Annotated in this window: 7 protein-coding genes; 1 reads left to right on the plus strand and 6 read right to left on the minus strand. The window is 74.9% G+C overall.

Annotation, left to right across the window (positions count from 1 at the left end; translation table 11 throughout):
- Positions 1 to 66: 66 nt before the first annotated feature.
- Genes AWQ68_RS35570 through AWQ68_RS35595 form a run of 6 tightly spaced genes read right to left on the minus strand, consistent with a single transcriptional unit; the run spans position 67 to position 17,859 of the window.
- Positions 67 to 5,553: a type I polyketide synthase gene (locus AWQ68_RS35570; protein WP_066949623.1), complete on the minus strand. Its 5,487-nt coding sequence runs from the start codon at positions 5,551 to 5,553 to the stop codon at positions 67 to 69.
- On the minus strand, positions 5,546 to 9,073 hold the full coding sequence (locus AWQ68_RS35575; RefSeq protein ID WP_066949626.1) for a non-ribosomal peptide synthetase: 3,528 nt from the start codon (positions 9,071 to 9,073) through the stop codon (positions 5,546 to 5,548). The genes AWQ68_RS35570 and AWQ68_RS35575 overlap by 8 nt, the downstream gene beginning before the upstream one ends.
- A complete protein-coding gene (locus AWQ68_RS35580) occupies positions 9,070 to 11,343 on the minus strand; it encodes a lantibiotic dehydratase (protein ID WP_066949628.1) in 2,274 nt (757 codons plus the stop codon). Before AWQ68_RS35580 ends, AWQ68_RS35575 begins: the two co-directional genes overlap by 4 nt.
- Positions 11,340 to 13,622, minus strand: coding sequence for a lantibiotic dehydratase (locus AWQ68_RS35585; RefSeq protein ID WP_066949701.1), 2,283 nt, complete (start codon positions 13,620 to 13,622; stop codon positions 11,340 to 11,342). Before AWQ68_RS35585 ends, AWQ68_RS35580 begins: the two co-directional genes overlap by 4 nt.
- Positions 13,619 to 14,383, minus strand: coding sequence for a thioesterase II family protein (locus AWQ68_RS43835; RefSeq protein ID WP_066949629.1), 765 nt, complete (start codon positions 14,381 to 14,383; stop codon positions 13,619 to 13,621). Before AWQ68_RS43835 ends, AWQ68_RS35585 begins: the two co-directional genes overlap by 4 nt.
- A complete protein-coding gene (locus AWQ68_RS35595) occupies positions 14,380 to 17,859 on the minus strand; it encodes an amino acid adenylation domain-containing protein (RefSeq protein ID WP_245656420.1) in 3,480 nt (1,159 codons plus the stop codon). The genes AWQ68_RS43835 and AWQ68_RS35595 overlap by 4 nt, the downstream gene beginning before the upstream one ends.
- A 247-nt stretch (positions 17,860 to 18,106) precedes the next feature.
- Here AWQ68_RS35595 and AWQ68_RS35600 point away from each other — a divergent pair, with 247 nt between their 5' ends.
- Entirely contained in the window at positions 18,107 to 19,960 is a 1,854-nt protein-coding gene (locus AWQ68_RS35600) for an AfsR/SARP family transcriptional regulator (RefSeq protein ID WP_157546252.1), read from the plus strand.
- The last annotated feature ends 477 nt before the right edge of the window (positions 19,961 to 20,437 follow it).

A 20,437-nucleotide genomic window follows, 5' to 3' on the forward strand; every position in this document is an offset into this window, starting at 1 on the left:
GTTCCTGCCTCGTTCGTCGAATGTCTGCTGCCGCGGCGACCTCGGGCGTGGCCCGGGAAGAGGAGGTCATCGACGGTCCAGCTTGGGGATGGTGGTGCCGGCGGCCTGGCCCTGACCGGCGTCGCCCGCGTCGGCCGCGGCCGGGGCCTGCTCGGCGTCGGCAGAGGCGCGCAGCCGCTCGACGACGACCGCGAGCTCGGCCACGGTGGGCGACTCGAACAGGCTGCGCATCGGCAGCTTCACGCCGACGGCCTTGCGCAGCGAGGCGATGAGCTGCACCGCGATCAGGGAGTTGCCGCCGAGCGCGAAGAAGTCGTCGTCGATGCCGACCTCCGTCACGCCCAGGCCGTCGCTCCACACCCGGGCGATGGTGGCCTCCAGCTCGTTGCGCGGCATCGCGAGGTCGCCGGACGCCGCCCGCTCGCCCGCGTGCCCGTCGCCGCCGTCACCGGCGACGGTGTCGGTGGTCCGGGACCTGGCCCGCTCGGCGAGCTCGGCCACCGGCAGCGGATTGATCACGACCTGCGAGCCGAGGCCGCCGGCCAGGACCCGGCGGAACGCCTCGGCGCCGTCCACGGGGGAGATGCCGTCGCCGCTCGTCCCGGCTCCGGCGGGGGCCGCCGGCGCGGCCGCCGGGGCGTCGCCGGCCAGGTTGCCGGTGACGGCGTCGCGGTCCACCCGGCGCAGCACGAAGTCGGCGATCTCGACCAGCACCCGGCCGTCCTCGTCGAACAGCGTGAGGTCGGCCGACACCACGTCGTCGCCTCCGTCGGCGTACCGCAGGTGGCTCCAGAACCGCGCGGGCAGCGCGCCGCGCACCCGCACCTGGCCGTAGGAGAGCGGCAGGTAGCTGCCCTCGCCACGTCCCTCTCCGAACGCGGTGGCCACGTCGAGCAGGGCCGGGTGCAGCACCCAGCGCTCCAGGTCGGCCGCGGCGGCCTCGGGCGCGACGATCCTGGCCAGCTCCTCGTCCCGGCCGACGTGGTGCTCGCCGAGGGCGTCCCACCGGGGGCCGAAGGTGAGCATGCTGGTCCGGCCGCCCTCGCGAGCCGCTTCGGAACCGGCGTCGTGACCGGCCGTCCGCAACCGGCAGCGCGCCACGATCGCCGCGGCGTCCGCCTCGGCGGCGGGCTCGGGACGCACCCACCCGGCGGAGCCGCGCACGTGGACCGCCGAGCGGCCCGCCGTGCGGCTGGTCACCCGGAACTCGGCGCCCTCCGGCGTGCCGTTCAGCTCCACCCGGTACTGCGCGGTGGCCCCCTCGGGGACGGAGAACGGCTCCAGGAACGCCACGTCCCGCAGCTCCACGACGTGGTCGGCGTCCGGAGCGGTCAGGCAGGCGGCGACGGCGGCGCGGACCGACTCCAGGTGGCCGGTGCCGGGCACCACCGGGACCCCGCCGATGCGGTGCTCGTCGAGCATCCAGTGCGTGCCGGCCGACACCAGGCCGTGGCACTCGGCCTGCCCGTCCTCGCCGGTCAGGCGGGTGGAGACCACCGGGTGGTCCACCGCCTGGGCGACCCCGCCGCGCGCGGCGCGGAAGCCCTCGGGCGCGGTCACCTCGACGGCCATGCCGACCTCGGTCCAGCCGCCCCAGTTCTGCGAGACGACCGGCGCGCTCCAGCCGTGCGCGCCCTTGGCGTAGGCGTCGAGGAAGTTGTTGGCCGCGCAGTAGTCGACCTGGCCGAAGCCGCCGACCACCGAGGTCACCGAGGAGCAGAGCGCCACCCAGTCGAGGGGGAGGTCGCCGAACGCCTCGGCCAGGGCGAGCGTTCCGGCGATCTTGGGAGCCAGCACCGCGGTGGCCGCGGCACGCTCCTTGACCTCCGCCATGCCGCCGCCGGGCAGGCCCGCGGCGTGCACGATGCCGTCCAGGCCGCCGAACTCGGCCTCGATCCGCTCGCGCGCCTCGCGCAGCGCGGCCGGGTCGGTGACGTCGGCCGCCAGCACCAGCACCTGGGCGCCGGCCTCCTCCATCCGCCGGATGGCGAGGATGGCCCGGCCGGTGCGGTCGGCGCCGCCGTGCACCGCGAGGTGCGCGTCCCACTCCTCGCGCGGCGGCAGGCCGCCCCGGCTGAGCAGCGCCAGCCGGGCGCGGGAACGCCGCGCGAAGTCCTCGGCGAGGGTGATGCCGATGCCGCCGACACCGCCCGTGATCAGGTAGCGGCCGCCCTCGCGGACCGCCGGCGACGCGGCGTCCTCCTCGGCCAGCGGCACCTGCGCGTAGTCGAGCGCCCAGCGGCGGCCGCCGCGCAGCGTCACCTCCCGCTCGTCGGCCGGGCGCAGCAGCTCGGCGACGATCTCGGCCGTACGGGCCGGGCCCGACCGCGGGTCGGCGTCGATGTGCCGCACGGTCAGGCCGGGCAGTTCGAGCGGCACCACGCGGGTGATGCCGGCGAGGGTGGCGTGCTCGGGACGCGACGGCTCACCCTGCGCGTCGGTGGTGCCCGACGACACGATGTCGAGGCGCACGCCGTCGGTGGTCCCCGCTCCGGCGAGGGCCTGCACCAGGCTCAGCACGCTGAAGAAGCCGCGCTCCTGCGCCTCCCAGGTGGCGGCGATGTCGCCGTTCGCGGGCGCGCCGTCCAGCGCCAGGGCGTGGACGATCGTGACCGGTGCGGCCTCGCCGGCCTCCTGCGTGCCGAGGTCGGCGAGCAGCGCCTCGTGGCCGCCGAGCCCGGCGACCCGTACGGCGACGCCCCGGTCGCGCAGCGCGGCGACCAGTTCCTCACCGCGCGGCCCGTCGGCCAGCACCAGGCAGGTGCCGAGGTCGGCCTTGCGGGTGTCCGGGGCGAGCTGCCGCCAGGTCGGCACCGCGAACCACTCGCCCAGCGGCAGCGGTCCGCGCCGGCGCGGCGCGGCGGCGACGGCGTCCTGGTCCACCGGGTCGGCGTCGATCCAGTAGCGGCGCCGCTCGAACGGGTAGGCCGGCAGCGGCACCCGCCGCCCCGCGCCGCCGAACCCGGTCTCGGACCCGGCGGCCAGCGACACTCCGGCGGCCCACAGCGCGCCCGCCGCCTCGTAGGCGGTGACGACGTCACCGGCGCGCTCGCCGGGCCCGGGCAGGGTGGGCAGCGGCAGCGACGCGCCCTTCGGGAGCTGCATCCGGGCCAGCCCGGCGAGCTGCCGGCCCGGTCCGCACTCGACCAGCAGCGGCGGCGTGTCGCCGTACTGGGCGAACAGCCCGGCCACGCACGCGCCGAACCTGACCGGCTGGCGCAGGTGGTCGGCCCAGTAGGCCGGGTCCGTCGCCTGCTCGGCGGTGATCGGCCGGCCAGTGACGTTGGACCAGAACGGCAGGTTCGGGGCCTGGCGCGGCACCGAGGCCACCAGCGCGGTGAACTCGGCGAGGATCGGCTCCATCATGGCCGAGTGGAAGGCGTGCGAGGTGCGCAGCGGCTTGCAGCCCACCTTCTCCGCCTTCAGCGTCGCGGCGAACGCCTCGATCGCGTCCACGGGGCCCGCGACCACGCAGGTGCCGGGGCCGTTGACGGTCGCCACCGACACGCCCTCCGGCAGCCGCCCGGCCAGCTCCGACTCGTCCCGCTGGACGGCGAGCATCGAGCCCGGCGGCATCGACTGCATCAGCGCGCCCCGGGCGGCGACCAGGCGCACCGCGTCCGGCAGCCGGAAGACCCCGGCGACGGTCGCGGCGGCGTACTCGCCGATGGAGTGGCCGATCATGGCGGCCGGGCGCACGCCCCAGCTCTGCCACAGGCGGGCCAGCGCGTACTCGACCGTGAACAGGGCCGGCTGGGTGTAGCGCGTCTGCCGCAGCAGCTCGTCCGCCTCGGAGGCGCCGTCGGAGCCGGCGAACATCAGCTCGCGCAGGTCGAGTCCGACGTGCTCGGTGAACAGGTTGGCGCACTCGTCCACGGCGGCGGCGAACACCGGCTCGGCGCGGTACAGCTCGGCGCCCATGCCCGCGAACTGCGCGCCCTGCCCGGAGAACAGGAAGGCGACGGGCGGGACGGCGCCGGCCTCGCGCTTGCGCAGCCGCTTGCGGTCGCGCAGCGCGGCTACCGCGTCGGCCCGGTCGGCGGCGACCACGGTGGCGCGGTGGGGGTATTCGAGGCGGCCGACGCGCAGCGTGTGCGCCACGTCGGCGAGGCCGAGGTCCTCGTGGGTGTCGAGGTGGCCGGCGAGCCGCTCCACCGCCGCGTCCAGGGCGGTCGGGGTCTTGGCCGACACCTGCAGCAGGTGCGCGGGCCGGGACGCGCGCGAGGAGAAGGCGGCCGAGTCGGGCGCCTCCTCCAGCACGACGTGCGCGTTCGTGCCGCCGATGCCGAAGGAGCTCACGCCGGCGCGGCGCGGGACGCCGTCGGTCTGCCACTTGCCCAGCGTGGACGCCACGTAGAACGGCGTGGTCTCGAAGTCGATCGCCGGGTTGGGCCGCTCGAAGTTGATGGTCGGCGGGATCACCCCGTGTTCGAGGGCGAGCGCGGCCTTGATCACGCTGATGATGCCCGCGGCCTGGCTGAGGTGGCCGATGTTGGACTTCACCGAGCCGATGGCGCACCAGCCGTGGTCCCGCGCCCCCTGCCCGTACACGGCGGTCAGGGCGGCGACCTCGATCGGGTCGCCCATCGCGGTGCCGGTGCCGTGCGCCTCGACGTAGCCGATGGTGCGCGGGTCGATGGCGGCGAGCCCGATCGCCTGGGCGACGACGGCGGCCTGGCCGTCCACGCTCGGCGCGGAGAAGCCGACCTTGGCCGCGCCGTCGTTGTTGATCGCGTTGCCGCGCACGACGGCCCGGATGTGGTCGCCGTCGGCGATGGCGTCCTCCAGCCGCTTGAGCACGGCGACGCCGACGCCGCTGCCCCACACGGTGCCGTTCGCGCCCGCGTCGAACGGCCGGCAGTGGCCGTCGGGGGAGGTGAAGCCCTCGACCCCGATGTAGCCGGTGGCCGGCGGGTGCTCCAGGTTGACGCCGCCCGCCAGGGCCATGTCGCACTCGCCGCCGCGCAGCGCCTCGCAGGCCATGTGGAACGCGACCAGCGACGTGGAGCACGCGGTGTGCAGGGTCAGGCTCGGCCCGCGCAGGTTCAGCCGGTACGACACGGTGGTGGCCACGTAGTTCGGCGAGTTGGCGGTGGCCAGGCCGATGCCGTGGCGGGTCTCCCACACCTTCTTGTTGTGGGCCAGGTTCTCCCACAGGTACTGGTTGCCGCCGGTGCCCGCGTACACGCCGATGGCGCCGTCGTAGCGCATCGGGTCGGTCCCGGCGTCGTTCAGGGCGGCGTAGCACGACTCGAGGAACAGCCGGTGCTGCGGGTTGAGGATCTCCGCCTCGCGCGTTGTGAGGCCGAACAGGCCCGCGTCGAACTGGTCGTACCCCTCGACGTACGGCGCCTTGGACACCCAGCTCGGGTCGTCGACGTCCTCCTCGGAGACGCCTCTGGCCACCTGCTCCTCGCGGGTGAAGGTGCTGATGGACTCCACACCGTCGACCAGGTTGCGCCAGAACTCCTCGAGGTCGGCCGCTCCAGGCACGCGGGCGGCCATCCCCACGATGGCGATCGGTTCGACGCCCTCGTCGGTGATGTCACTCATGGTCGTTCTCCTGTCCGGTGGTGCTGGGGGCGCGTCGTGGGCGCCGGGTTCGGTTCCGCCGCGCCTCGGCCCTGGAGGCCGCGCGGGCGATTTCGGGGTTGACGGCCTCGGTGGTGCCGCCGGTGTCGTCCGCCTGGGCGTCCAGGTGGGCGGCGAGGGTGCGGATGTTCGGATAGCGGAAGAGGTCCACCATGCGCAGGTCGCGGCCGAGCCGGGCGCACAGGCGGGCGTGGACGGCGGCGAGCGCGAGCGAGTTGCCGCCGATGTCGAAGAAGTTGTCGTCGGGGCTGAAGCCGTCCCGTTCCAGGACCTCGCGCCAGATCGCGGCGATCAGCTCCTCGGTGGCGGCGGTCCCGGCCCCCACGGGCGGGAGCGGCGCCGCCGTCGGCTCCGCGACCCGCATCGCGCCGGGCGCGGCCTCCGGCGAGAGCCGCTCCGGCAGGGCGACCGCGCCCGCGGGGGCCGCCGGGTTGGCCGCCAGCGCGCCGACCACGTTCGCGTAGTCGGCGAGCATCGCGTCGACCCTGGCCGCGTCGAAGAGGTCGGGGTTGTAGAGGAACTCGACCTCGAACCCGCCGCCGCGCTCCATCACGTAGACCGTCAGGTCGAACGGCGAGCCCGGCTTGTCGACATCGATCTCCTCGCCGCGCAGCCCCGGGAGGTCCAGCCGGGGCTCGGTCAGGTTCAGCACGTTGAACATGACCTGCGTCAGCGGCGCGCGGGACGGGTCCCGCGCGATGCCGAGCTCCTCGACCACGCGCTCCAGCGGCGCGGCCGGGTGCGCGGCCACGTCCATCAGCTCGCGGGTGGCCCGCCGCACCTGGGTGGCGAAGTCGGCCTCGTCGTCCGAGCGCAGCCGCAGCGGCACCATGTCGATGAAGAACCCGACCAGGTCGTCGAAGGCGGCGACCCGCCGGTCGGCGACGACCGCGCCGATCACGTGGTCGGCGGAGCCGGTGAGCCGGTGCAGCAGCCGTCCGAGCCCGGCCAGCAGCACGCCCGCAGGGGTCGCGCCGAGGTCGGCGGCGAGACCGCGTACGGCGGCGTCGGTCTCGGCCGGGAGCGCCAGGCACGCCTGCGCGCCCCGGTAGGTCTGCTCGGCCGGGCGAGGCCGGTCGCGGGGCAGGTCCAGCACGGTTGGCGCGTCGCGCAGGTGCTCGGACCACCAGGCGAGGTCCGCCGCGCCGTCGCGCAGGTCACGCTCGGCCCGCCACACCGCGTAGTCGGCGTACGACGCGCGCAGCGGCGGCAGATCCGCCGTCCGGTCCGCGACACCGGCGGCGTACGCGGCGGCGAGATCGGTGTAGAGCACGTCCACGGACCAGCCGTCGAAGACCGCGTGGTGCAGGGTCAGCGCCAGCACGTGCTCGTCGGGGGCCAGCGTGTACAGCCAGGCCCGCCAGGGGGCCGCGGCGGCCAGGTCGAGGGGCGCGGCCGCGCCGGCCGCGAGCAGCGTGCGCAGCCGGGCGTCCCGCTCGGCGGGGCCGTACGCGCTCAGGTCCACCACGGGGAGGTCCACGTCGGACGGCGGCTCGCAGACGGCGTACGGCACACCGGCCGTCTGCCGGATCCGCCAGCGCAGCACGTCGTGCCGCTCGGCGACCGCACGCAGCGCGGCGCGCAGCGCGTCCCGGTCGAGCGGGCCGCGCAGCCGCTGCGCCAGCGCGATGTTGTACGGCGCCGCCTCGGGCGCGAGCTGGTCCATGAACCACAGGCGGCGCTGCGGCGGCGCCAGCGTCGGCGGGTTGCCGCGGGCGAGCTCCGGCTCGGTGCGCCGGGCGGCCTTGTCGAACCGCGTCGCGATCTCGGGCAGGGTCCGCCCGGCGAACACGTCGTCCACCGTGACGTCCAGCCCCAGCTCGTCGCGTACGGCGGCGACGAGGCGCATCGCGGTGATCGAGTCGCCTCCGCCGGCGAAGAAGTCGGCGCCGATGCCGAGGCGCCGCCATATCGCGGCGAGCGCCCGTTCTGTGGTGGTCGTCCCTTCCGGTACGTCGCCGGCGGGGCGGTCGGCGTCGGCCAGTTCGCGGAGCCTGGCCCGGTCCACCTTGCCGGAGGCGTTCACCGGCAGTTCGCGCAGGCGCAGCACCCGTCCGGGCAGCATCGCGGCGGTCAGCCGCGAGGCGGCGTACTCCACGTCGTCCGGTGCGTCCTCCGGAGTGAGGAAGGCGACCAGTTCCAGGCCGCCGCCGGGCCGCGGCACCGCCTCGACCGCCGCCTGCGTCACACGCGGATGCTCCTGCAGGACGGCCGCGATCTCGCCGACCTCGATCCGCTGACCGCGGATCTTGACCTGCCCGTCGCGGCGGCCCAGGAAGACGACCTGCCCGTCCTGCGTGTACCGGGCCATGTCGCCCGTCCGGTAGAGTCGCGCGCCCGGCTCGCCGGAGAACGGGTCCGGCACGAACACACCGGCGGTCGTCGCGGGCCTGCCGATGTAGCCGCGAGCCACGGCGGGGCCGCCGATCACCAGTTCGCCCTCGACTCCCGGCTCGACCGGGCGGAGTCGCTCGTCGACGACGTGGCAGCGGTAGCCGGGCAGCGGATATCCGATGGGCACCGGCGCGACCTGCGGCGCGGTCACCTCGACGGCGGTGGCCGCCACTGTGGTCTCGGTGGGTCCGTAGGCGTGGATGAACCGGCGGCCCGGTGTCGCCCAGCGGTTGATCAACTCGGCCGGCACCGATTCCGCGCCGCACATCACCGTCCGCCAGCCGGGCAGCGCGGCCGGGTCGAGCAGGGAGAGCACCGCCGGGGTGAGGAATCCCCAGTTGACCCGGTGCTCGGCGATGAAACGCCGCAGCCTGGCCGGGTCGGTACGGTCGACGTCACCCACCAGCAGCACCGTCGCGCCCACGGCCAGCGGTACGAGCTGGTCGAGGACGGCGACGTCGAAACCGAGAGACGCGGCGGCCAGCGCGCGGGTGGTCTCGTCGGCTCCGCTGATCGCGGCCCATGCGGTCACGAACGTCATCACGTTGCCGTGAGTGACGGCCACGCCCTTGGGGCGGCCGGTGGAGCCGGAGGTGTACAGCAGGTAGGCGAGGTTGTCCGGCGCGGCCGGGCAGGCGGGCGCGGCCGCCGGGTCGACCTCCGCCGGCTCGTTCGCCCCGGGTACGGCGAGGCGCCGCAGGGCGGCGTCGCCCATCGCCTCGCCGACCGCCTCGGCTCCCGCCGGGTCGCACACCACGATGTCCAGGCCGGCGTCGGCGGCCATGTCGCGCAGCCGCAGTCGCGGGCCGCCCGGGTCCAGGGGCACGTAGCAGCCGCCGGACAGCAGTACGCCGAGGACCGCGACCACCATCGCGGGCCGCCGCTCCAGGCAGATGCCGACCGGGGTCTCCGGGCGGACGCCGAGCGCGCGGAGCCGGGAGGCCAGCAGCGCGGCCCGGCGGACCAGCTCGGCGTACGTGATCTCCTCGTCCCACTGGGCGACCGCGACCGCGTCGGGCACGGCGCGCGCCCGCTCAAGGATCGCGTCGACGACGGTGGGCCCGGCGAGGGACGGCCGGCCGCTCATCGCGCGCCTCCGGGAAGGAGCGGGTCGGTGATCTGCAGCCGGAACTCGCTGAAGTAGCGGTCGCCGCGGTGGTCGGGGACCCAGGCCTGGTCGGGGGTGGGCAGGGCCTCGCTGACGGTGAGGGTGACGTCCGGTCCGGCGGTGCGGAGCATGGTGCACAGCACGCCGACGTAGTGGGGGCTGGTGAGGTCGAAGTAGCAGGGTTTCACTTCGCTGCCGATCTTGACGAATACCCGGTCGGGCAGGTTGAGGCGGTTTCGCCAGGCGCGGGTGGCGAGGTAGCGAGCGCGCTCGTCGGTGATGCCGGCGAGTCCCGTTTCGCTGATGGTGGTGCGCCAGGTCTCGCGGGTGACGACGAGCCGGTCGATGGTGATCCGGGGGGTGTGCTCCCGCGGCATGGTGATCTTGAAGGCGTCGACGGCGAGCGTGCTGAGCATCTCGGAGAACATCTCGATCAGCGGCCAGCGGTGCCCGTCGGGGGCGGTGGCGACCAGGGCCCCGTCCTCGTCGGTGACGACGACCGAGGTGGCGGGCAGCAGCCGCTCGGGCTCGGCGCACCGCCCCGGGGCGAACCCGAGCCGCCGGTCGGTGGTGCCGATCAGCGACGGCGTGACCCGACCGGTGTGCCGGGGCCAGTCGGTCGGCAGGATCAGCCGGATCCGGTGCGACCCGAGGTCGGCGGTCAGCTCGTCGCGGAGCCGGTCCACCTCCGGGTGCCAGACGGTGAAGAGGTCGGAGTCGAAGGTGGCCCAGGCCGCGTGCATCTCGCCGAGGACCGCCTGGTAGTCGCCCCGGTTGACGGCGTCCACGTCGGGCGCGCAGATCTGCAGGTCGGGGCTGTGCAACCGGCCGCCCGACCAGCCGGGCCGCTCGGCGGGGAAGAGCCGGGCGAGCGGCTCGGCCAGGTCGGCGGCGGACACCTCGACGGGGGCCTCGCCCCGCCCCGGTCCGAACAGGTCCTCCCAGCGCCGCGCGAACTCCTCGGCGACCTCGTCCGCCGGCCGCCGCCCGTCGCCCCAGAAGAGGCCCGGGGCCAGGGCGAGGATGTCCGACAGCCGCACCGGCCCGTCGGCCCCGTCCCGCAGGTCGTCGTACAGCTCGCGCAGCGCCGCCGCGTAGGCGTCGGCCAGGGCCGTCGACAGCCAGCGGGCGGTGGCGAGCAGGACGTTCAGGGGTGCGGCGAGGTCGTCGAGGAGCGGGGTGCCGATGGTGACGTCGAGGTCGCGGGTGGTGTCCTCGTAGCAGAGGGTGCGTCCGGCGTACATCTGGCCGTCGCGGCGGCGGGGCGCCGCGCCGGTGAGGGCGGTGAACTCCTCGTCGAGGGTGGCGAGTGCGGCTTTGAGTGCGTCGGGGTTTCCGGCCGCGGCGGCGACGGTGTCGCGGGCGGCGCAGAGTCGGTCGAACCCGGCGGTCGCCTCGGCGCGCAGTCCGTCGTCGTCGATCGCCGCGATGCGGTCCCGGAGGGCCCGCTCGGCCCGGTGGCCGAGGGGGAGATTGGCGTCCCAGGTGATGAGCTCGCGTTCGACGAGCCGTTCGAGGAGGAGGTAGCCGTCGTCGGGGCGGGGGAGGACGGCGACGACCTGGTGGGCGGGGGTGCGTCCGTCGCATCGGGCCAGTAGGTCGGCCTCGGCGGCGGACAGGGTGAGGGGCGGCTGCATCGGACGCAGGATGCTGCGCTCGTGCAGGGTGAGGTGGGGGAGCAGCGCGGGCGGCCAGCAGCGGCGGACGCGGGGGTCGGTGGCCAGGTGGTCGGCGTAGGCGGCCAGCGCCCAGCTCTCGAACATCACCCCCCGCTGCCGGAGGAGTCCGGCTCCGGGACGGACGTCCAGCGCCTGGGCGGAGTCGGCGACGCTGATCCAGCAGACCGGGCCGAAGAAGCCGATGGTCTCGTTCTTGGCGCAGTACCGCTGCCAGTAGCGGGCCACCGCGCGTTCCCGGTCCCTGCGGCGGACGTTCCGCGGCGCGTCGGGACCGCCCGCGACCAGACCGTCCAGCGCGATGAGCACGCCGGGGTTCTGCCAGGTGACCGCCTCGCGGAAGAGCGGGTCGGCCGCGATCTCGCAGATCTTGGCCGCTCCGGCCGCGAGCGCTTCGGCGAGGGCCTTGTCGAAGACCTCGGCGTCGCCGTGGCCGGCGAGCAGGTCGTCGGCGGCGGCAGCGGTGGCGGGCGCGGCGAAGGCGTCCAGTCCGGCGGCGGGGAAGCCGGTCGTGCGCAGCAGCGCGTCGGGCCAGACGGCCCAGCCGGTGTTCCCCAGTTCCAGCTTCCTCACCGCGCACCGCCCGGGGTGAGGGGGTCGGTGATCTGCAGGCGGAGCTCGCTGAAGTAGCGGTCGCCCCGGTGGTCGGGCACCCACGACTGGTCGGGGGTGGGCAGGGCCTCGCTGATGGTGAGCGTGGCGTCCGGCCCGGCCGTCCGCAGCATGGTGCCCAGCACGTCCGTGTAGTGCGGGCTGGTGAGGTCGAAGTAGCAGGGTTTCACTTCAGTGCCGATCTTGATGAACACCTGGTCGGGCAGGCCCAGCCGGTTTCGCCAGGCACGGGCGGCGAGGTAGCGCCCGCGCTCGTCCGTCACGTCCGCGAGCCCGGTCTCGCCGACCGTGGTGCGCCACGTCTCGCGGGTGATGACGAGCCGGTCGATGGTGATCCGGGGCACGTGCGCGCCGGGGACGGTGAGCTTGAACATGTCCAGCAGTTGGGTGCCGAGCATCTCCGCGAATATCTCGATCAGCGGCCACCGCCGCCCGTCCGGGCCGGTGGCGACGAGCGCCCCGTCCTCGTCGGAGACGGTGGCCGCGGTGGCGGGCAGCAGCCGGTCGGGGTCCGCGCCGCGCGCCTTGCCCACGCCGAGCTGCCGGTCGCGCGGCCGGGCCAGCCCGTACCCGGTGCGGGTGGTGTGGCGGGGATAGTCCTCGGGATAGAGGATGTGGATCCGCTCCGGCCCCAGGTCGAGGTCGAGGTCGGCGCGCAGCCGCTCCTGCTCGGGGTGGAACGGGCTGAGCGCCGCGCTGTCCAGGGACGACCACGACGGGTGCATCTCGCCGAGGACAGCCTGGTAGTCGCCCCGGTTGACGGCGTCCACGTCGGGCGCGCAGATCTGCAGGTCGGGGCTGTGCAGCCGGGCGCCGGACCAGCCGGGTCGCTCGGCGGGGAAGAGCCGGGCGAGCGGCCCGGCCAGCTCGGCCGAGGAGAGCGTGACCCGGCCGCCGGTCGCGGCGGCGTCCGGCGTCCCGATCAGCTCGGCCCAGCGCCGGGCGAAGTCGGCCGCCACCGTGCGGAACGGGTTGTCGTCCCCGGTGAACAGCAGGCCCTGGGCGAGGTACCACAGGTCGCCCAGGCGCACCGGGCCCGTCGCCTCCTGGCTCAGCTCCGCGTACAGGTCGCGCAGGACGTCCAGGCACGCCGCGCCGATCGCGTGCGTGAGCCAGCGGGCGGTGGCGAGCAGGACGTCCAGCGGCGCCGCGAGGTCGTCCAGGAGCGCGGTGCCGACGGTGGCGTCGAGGTCGCGGGCGGTGTCCTCGTAGCAGAGGGTGCGTCCGGCGTACATCTGGCCGTCGCGGCGGCGGGGCGCCGCGCCGGTGAGGGCGGTGAACTCCTCGTCGAGGGTGGCGAGGGCGGCTTTGAGTGCGTCGGGGTTCCCGGCCGCGGCGGCTACGGCGTCGCGGGCGGCGCGGAGCCGGTCGAACCCGGCGGTCGCCTCGGCGCGCAGTCCGTCGTCGTCGATCGCGGCGATCCGGTCGCGCAGCGCGGGTTCCGCGTCACGGCCGATCGGCAGGGCGGCGTCCCAGGTGACGAGGTCGCGTTCGACGAGCCGTTCGAGGAGGAGGTAGCCGTCCTCGGGGCGGGGGAGGACGGCGACGACCTGGTGGGCGGGGGTGCGTCCGTCGCAGCGGCCGAGCAGGTCGGCCTCGGCGGCGGACAGGGTGAGGGGCGGCTGCATCGGACGCAGGATGGTCCGCTCGTGCAGGGTGAGGTGGGGGAGCAGCGCGGGCGGCCAGCAGCGGCGGACGCGCGGGTCGGCGGCCAGGTGGTCGGCGTAGGCGGCCATCGCCCAGCTCTCGAAGGTGACGCGCCGCTCGCGCAGCAGTGCGGGACCCGGGCGTACGTCCAGGGCCTGGGTGGAGTCGGCGACGGTGATCCAGCAGACCGGGCCGAAGAAGCCGATGGTCTCGTTCTTGGCGCAGTACCGCTGCCAGTAGCGGGCCACCGAGCGTTCGCGGGCGCGGCGGCGCGAGGTGCGGTTCGCCCCCGGCCCCTTCGACAGGATCCCGTCCAGCGTGATCAGCACGCCGGGGTTCTGCCAGGTGACCGCCTCGCGGAAGAGCGGGTCGGCGGCGATCTCGCAGATCTTGGCCGCTCCCGCGGCGAGCGCTTCGGTGAGCGCCTTCTCGAAGACCTCGGCGTCCCCGTGGCCGGCGAGCAGGTCGTCGGCGGCGGCAGCCGCGGCGGGCGCGGCGAAGGCGTCCAGCCCGGCGGCGGGGAAGCCGGTGGTGCGCAGCAGCGCGTCCGACCACACCTCCCAGCCGGTGTCCCCCAGCTTCAGCTTCGTCACCACGCACCTCCGAGCATCATGAGGTCGGCCGACAGCAGGGCGATCAGCTCCGCCTCGCGGTCGTGGAGGAAGAAGTGGCCGCCCTCGACGTGGTGGAGCACGAACTCGGCGGTGGTGTGCTCCTCCCACGCGGCCATCTGCTCCATGGACACGGCCCGGTCGAGCGTGCCGGCGAAGGCCGTGATCGGCACCGGCAGCGGCTCCTCGGGGTGGTAGACGTAGTCGTCCAGCAGGGCGAAGTCGGCCCGCAGCGCCGGCAGCAGCAGTTCGAGCAGCTCCGGCTCCTCCGCGACCGCCTCGGGCACGCCGCCCCCGGCGACGACCCGCGCCACCAGCTCGTCGTCGGACACCTGGGAGAGCCCGTCGAACGTCGAGGACCCGGCCAGGTGCGGCGCGCGCGCCGCGCCCACGTAAAGCCGGTCGGGCAGCCGCTCGCCGGTGCGGCGCAGCTCCCGGATCAGCTCGAACCCGAGCCGGGCCCCCAGCGAGTGCCCGTACAGCGCGTACGGCCGGTCTTCGGAGGACGCGGCGTCGGCGAGCGCGGCGGCCAGCTCGGGCAGGTCGATCTCGGCCGGCTCCGCGATCCGGTTCTCCCGGCCGGGGAGCTGGACGCCGTGCACCTCGGCGACCTGTTCGAGGGCGGCGGGCCACGGGTGGAACACGCCCGCGCCCGCCCCGGCGTAGGGCAGGCAGAACAGCCGGGCCGCCGCGTACGGCGCCGGCCGCGGGCAACGGAACCAGCGGGCGGTCAGGGTGGTCATGAGTCGCCTCCCGGCGGGTCGATCCAGTGACGCTGTCGCTGGAAGGGGTAGGTCGGCAGGGGCACTCGCCGCCCCGTGACGGGGGGAACGGAGGGGCCCGAGGACGGCTCCGCCGCGCCGGCGCCGGACAGGAGCCGGTCGGGGTCGAGCGCCGCGATCGCCTCGGCGAGGTCGCCGCACTCCACCACCACCCGGTGCGCGAAGGAGCGGCGTCCGGCGGCCAGCGTGTACGCCACGTCGGCGAGCGGCAGGTGCGGGTTGGCGGCGAGGTGGTCGCGCAGCCGGACGATCGCCGCGCGCAACGCCTCGGGGGTACGCCCGGACACCGGGAGCCGGAACCGGCCCGCGGCCTGGGGCTCCGCCGGCGTCGCGGGCTCCGGGGCCTCGGCCACCAGCACGTGGGCGCCGGTGCCGCCGATGCCGATCGCGCTCACCCCGGCGACCCGGGGGCGGTCCTCCGGCCAGGGCGCCGTCTTCGCGGGCAGATAGAACGGCCCGCGGTCGAGGTCGAGCTGCGGGTTGGGGGAGCCGACGTGCAGGTTGGCGGGGATCTCGCCGTGCCACACCGACAGGACCGCCTTGATGAACCCGGCGATCCCGGCCGCGGCGTCCGTGTGCCCGATGTTGGTCTTGACCGCGCCCAGGGCGCAGTAGCCGGTGCCGCGCGCCCCGGCCGCCCGGAAGGCGCGGGTCAGCGCCTCCACCTCGATGGCGTCGCCCAGCGGCGTGCCGCTGCCATGCGCCTCCACCAGGCCGATCTCGTCGGGTGAGAGGCCCGCGTCGCCGAGCGCGTCGGTCACCGCGGCCACCTGCCCGGCCAGGCCCGGTACGGCGAAGCCCGCCCGGGCCGCGCCGTCGTTGCCGACGCCCCAGCCGGGGATCACCGCGTACACGTGGTCGCCGTCGGCCAGGGCGTCGGCGAGCCGCTTCAGCACGACCACGCCGCTGCCGCTGGAGAACCCGGAGCCCGCCGCCGCGGCGTCGAACGCCCGGCACCGGCCGTCGGGGGAGACCATCCCGCCGGGCGTGTGCCGGTGGCGCGGCCAGGTGACGGTGACGCCGCCCGCGAGCGCGAGGTCGCACCGGTGGTCGGCGAGGCTCTGCGCGGCCAGGCACACCGCGACCAGGGAACTGGAGCAGGCGGTCTGCACCGCCACCGCCGGGCCGGTCAGGCCCAGCCGGTACGCGACCTGTCCCGGCAGGTGGTCGGACCGCTGGTGCGGCAGGATCCGCCCCTCCCAGTCGTCGGGGTCGTCCGGCGAGCCGGCGGCCGGGTTGCCGAACAGGTGGAAGAGGAAGTACCGGTTGGCCGAGGTCGAGGCGAACACGCCGACCTGCCCGTCGAACCGCTCCGGGTCGCACCCCGCGTCCTCCAGGGCCTCCCAGGCGGTCTCCAGGAAGAGCCGGTGTTGCGGGTCGGTGCGGGCGGCCTCCTCGGCGGTGAACCCGAAGAACTCCGCGTCGAAGTCCGCCACCCCGTCCAGCTTCCCGCCGGAGCGGACGTGCGCGGGGTCGGCGAGCAGCCGGTCACCGATGCCGAGCGCGCGCAGCTCGGCCTCGGAGTAGTCCCAGATGGTGTCCACGCCGTTCGCCAGCACGGACCAGAACGCGGCCGGGTCGGACGCGCCGGGGAACCGGCAGCCCAGGCCCACCACCGCGATCCGGCCGTCCAGATCGTCCTCGTACTCGTCGTCGTGGTCGTCGTGTACGGCGGGGGCCGGGGTCGGCACGGCGGCGGGCGGGGCGGCGGGCGGGGCGGCCTGTTCCAGCAGCGCACGGGCCTGCGCGCGCACCGTCGCGTGCTCGAACAGCGCCGTCATCGAGACCGGCTCGCCCACCAGGTCGGTGAGCCGCCGCTGGAGCCGTCCCAGCAGCAGCGAGTGGCCGCCGGCGTCGAAGAAGGGCTCGGTCACGCCGACCTCGGTCACGCCGAGCACCTCGCACCAGGCGGTGTGGACCGCCTCCTCGGCCGGCGTGGCGGGCGGCTCGCCGGAGCGGGCCGGCGCCGGAGCGGGCAGCGCCCGCACGTCCACCTTGCCGGTGGGCGTGAGCGGCAGCGCGTCGAGCACCATGACCGCCGCGGGCACCAGGTGGTCCGGCAGGTTCTCCGCCGCCGAACGGCGCAGGGCGGCCGGGTCGAGCACCGCCCCGGGGACGGGCTGGACGTGCGCGACGAGCCGGTCGCCGGAGAGCGAGACCACGGCCTTGGCCACGCCGGGCCGCGCGGTGAGGTGCGCCTCGACCTCGGCCGGCTCCACGCGGAAGCCGCGTACCTTGATCTGCCGGTCCAGCCGGCCCAGGCAGACCAGCGTGCCGTCGCGCAGCCGGCGGCCGAGGTCTCCCGTGCGGTAGACCCGCCTGCCCTCGCTGTCAGTGGTGAAGCGCTCGGCGGTGCGCTCCGGGTCCCGCCAGTACCCGAGCGCCAGGTAGGGGCCGCGGAGGGCGATCTCACCCTCGACGCGGCAGTCGTCCTCGACCGTGCCGCCGCCGGGGTCCAGCAGCACCACGTCGTAGCCGGGCAGCGGGCGGCCGATCGGCGTCAGCGGCCCGGCCTCGGGGAAGGCGTCCCGCACGTCGAAGGAGGTGTGGTGGTGGGCCACGAAGGTGGCCTCGGTCGCGCCGTACCCGTTGACGAAGACGCACGAGTCGGCGAACCGGCCGCGGCCCGCGAGCACGTCGTCCCTGGTCACCCGCTCGCCGCCGAGCAGCACCGCGCGTACGGACGGCAGCCGGCCGTCCGGCCCGAGGGCGTCGAGCACGTACCGGTAGAGCGTCGGCGTGGAGTGGTAGACGGTCACCTCGCAGTCGGCGAGGCGGCGCACCAGCTCGCCCGGAGCGAGGGCGCGCACGTCGATCGGCACGACGGCCGCGCCGGTCAGCAGCGCGGGATAGATGTCCGGGATGGACGCGTCGAAGCTGACCGAGGCGAGCAGGCTCAGCCGGTCCTCGGGCGTGATCGAGAGGCTGTCGATCTGGTTGCCGACGCAGTGCAGCAGGTTGCGGTGGCTCTGCGCGACCCCCTTCGGCACGCCGGTGGACCCGGAGGTGTAGCGCAGGTAGGCCAGGCCGTCCGGCTCGACGGCGGCGCAGGCCGACGGCGGCGTCGGGGGCGCGTCGTCGATGAAGACGATCGGGCACGGCCGGTCCCCGAGTAGGGTCCGGGCCAGCGCCTCGTGCCTGCGGGTGGAGACCAGCACGCTCACGTCGGCGTCGTCGAGCATGTACGCCAGTCGTGGCGCCGGGTACGACGGGTCCAGCGGCACGTAGACACAGCCGGAGAGCAGCGTCCCCATGATCGCGGCGATGACCTGGGCGTCGTGTCCGGTGAGCAGTCCGACGCGGGAGCCTGGACGGCCTCCCGCCGCGGCGACGAGGTGCTGGACGCCGCCGGCCGCCGCCGCCAGCTCCGCGTACGTGACCGGGGAGCCGGGGGAGAGCACCGCGACGCGATCGGGGGACCTCCTGACGACATCCAAGAATCGATCGACTACGGTGTGTCGCATCACCGGATTTCTCGCACGTTGTCCGCCATTTCGGTTCCTCCGCCGCCTTGTTACGCCATCGGTGATGACTGGCGACTTGCTGACAGACGGACGTTAAAGGTCAGCCGTTGCCGATCATTGGCCGTATGATTGCCATGTCCGCAATTGCGGCTAATGCGGCTTTGATGTGATCTTTCGCGATGATCCGCGAGTGGCTCAGGCGGGGGCACCGGAATTGATCATGGAAAAAATCGGTCCCGCGTACGACTTCCAGGTTCTCGGCCCGCTCCAGGTCCGTGTGGACGGCAACACGCTGGCGTTGCCCGCGCGCCATCCGCGGATGCTTCTCGCGGTGCTCCTGCTGCACAACGGCGAGATCGTCCCCGAGGGGCGACTTCTGGAGCAGGTGTGGGGGCACGGCGTGGGCAGCACCATCGCCCTGCGCACGGCGGTGTCGCGGCTGCGCTCCTGGCTGCGCGACCAGGCGGGCGGGGTCGCCGAGATCGAGCACGTCGGCGGGGGCTACCGACTGCGGCTGCCGGACCGCTTCCTCGACGCGGCCCGGTTCCGCACCGCGCTCGCGGCCGACTTCGAGGCGCCCGGGAACGATCCGCACCAGCGGCTGGCCGCGCTGATGGGCGCGCTCGAACTCTGGCACGGCTCCGTGCTGGACGGCGCCCCCGAGGGGGTGCGGGAGGAGTCGGCGGTGCGCGCCCTGGAGGACGAGCACGCCCTGTGCCTGCAGCGGTTGGCCGCGCTCGCCATCTCGGTCCAGATGCCCGAGCTGGTCCTGCCCCGCGCCCGTGCCCTCGCCCGGACGCGGCCGTTCGACGAGCCGCTGCACACCCGGCTGATCGAACTGCACGCCGCCTGCGGCCGGCCCGCCGAGGCCCTCATGGAGTACGAGCGGCTGCGCAGCCGGCTGGCCGAGGAACTGGGCATCGCCCCGAGCGCGGACGCCCAGCACGCCTACCTGACGGTGCTCAACCAGGACCTCCCGTCGTCCGGCGGTTTGGAGCGGTCCCTCGCGGTGGTCCGGGAGCACCACGTCGTCCCGCGCCAGACGCCCCCCGACATCGCCGACTTCACCGGGCGCGGCAAGGCCGTCGCGGTGCTCCTCGACCACCTCGGCGGGCTGCTCGACGACGCGACCCGGACGACCGCGCTCATCGCGGGCATCACGGGCCCGGCCGGGGCGGGCAAGACCGCCCTCGCCGTGCACATCGCCCACCGGCTCGAGGCCGCGTACGCGGACGGGCAGTTATACGCCGACCTGCGTGGCGCGGACGTCCCGGAGTCGTCGGCCCGCGTGCTCGGGCGCTTCCTCCGGGCGCTCGGGGTGGCCAAGAACGCCGTCCCGGACGACCCGGCCGAGCGCACCGCGCTGTACCGGAGCCTGGTGAGCGGCCGCCGGATGCTGGTCCTCCTGGACGACGCGGCGGACGAGGCGCAGGTACGGCCGCTGCTGCCCGGCTCGCCGTCGTGCGGCGTCTTGATGACCAGCAGGTCGCGGCTGGTCGGTGTCGGCGGCGCGCGGATCGTCGAGATCGACCGCTTCGACACCGACCACGCCATCCAGTTGCTCTCGGCGATCGTCGGGCACGAGCGGGTGACGGCGGAGCCCGACGCCGCCGCCGAGCTGGTCGCGCAGTGCGACCGGCTCCCTCTCGCGGTGCGCATCTGCGGCGCCCGGCTCGCCGCGCGGCCGCACTGGCCGCTGGCCGGCCTCGCCGCGCTGCTGCGGGACGAGCGCCGCCGGCTCGACGAGCTGAGCGTCGCCGACCTCGCCGTACGGGACGGCCTGCGGCAGAGCTACGCCCGGATCAGGAAGGACGTCCGGCAGACCCTGGCCCGGCTGACGCGGCTCGGGCGGGTCGAGTTCACCACCGGCACCGTCGCCGCCGTCTGCGGCCTGGACCACGGCGCAGCCGTGGACCATCTGGGCATCCTGGTCGAGGCCCGGTTCGTCTCGGTGGTCGACACCGGGCAGGCCGGGCGGTTCCACTACCGCGTCGACGACCTGGCCCGGCTGTTCGTCCTCCACCCGGGCGGCGCGGCCTGGGAGCCCTCCGAAGGGCCCAACATCCACTCCTGACGCCGGCCCGACGGCACCCGTCGTCAGATGTGGAACCAGTGGATCCGGCGGCACGCCACCCAGACGAAGCAGGCCGCGTCGCGGTTGGCCCAGTCGAGGTTCATTCCGGTGGTCTGCAGCTTGCTTGCTTTCAGCTGTGGTGCTCGAACAGCGAGCCGTCGCAGGTGTCGCAGCTGAACTGGTGGCCGCTGGGGAGCGCGACCGTCGTGGGCTCGTCCATGCCGACGACACTAACCGTTTTCGCCATTTAGCGGATCTGTCCGTTTCGTGAGCGATGCGATGCCGTCGCCTGGATCAAGCACCCGGGCTCCCGCGAGCATCAGATCATGGATCTTCACTGTCATGTGGGGTGCCTATGGACGGATCCGCCGCCCGCCATCGTCTGGGAGGCAGAAAACGGGCGGGACGGCTCGTTCGTTCGCCCTATCACGGCCACGCTCTTTCTGGGAGGACGCGCGATCCAGTCGGCTGTCGGAG

This window comes from Microtetraspora fusca (assembly GCF_001570365.1).
Classification (GTDB): Bacteria; Actinomycetota; Actinomycetes; order Streptosporangiales; family Streptosporangiaceae; genus Microtetraspora; species Microtetraspora fusca.

Bases quoted from the DNA above. Each gene is read 5' to 3' on its own strand.
- AWQ68_RS35570 (WP_066949623.1), bottom strand. From the start codon at position 5,553: ATGAGTGACATCACCGACGAGGGCGTCGAACCGATCGCCATCGTGGGG.
- AWQ68_RS35575 (WP_066949626.1), bottom strand. From the start codon at position 9,073: ATGAGCGGCCGGCCGTCCCTCGCCGGGCCCACCGTCGTCGACGCGATC.
- AWQ68_RS43835 (WP_066949629.1), bottom strand. From the start codon at position 14,383: ATGACCACCCTGACCGCCCGCTGGTTCCGTTGCCCGCGGCCGGCGCCG.
- AWQ68_RS35600 (WP_157546252.1), top strand. From the start codon at position 18,107: ATGGAAAAAATCGGTCCCGCGTACGACTTCCAGGTTCTCGGCCCGCTC.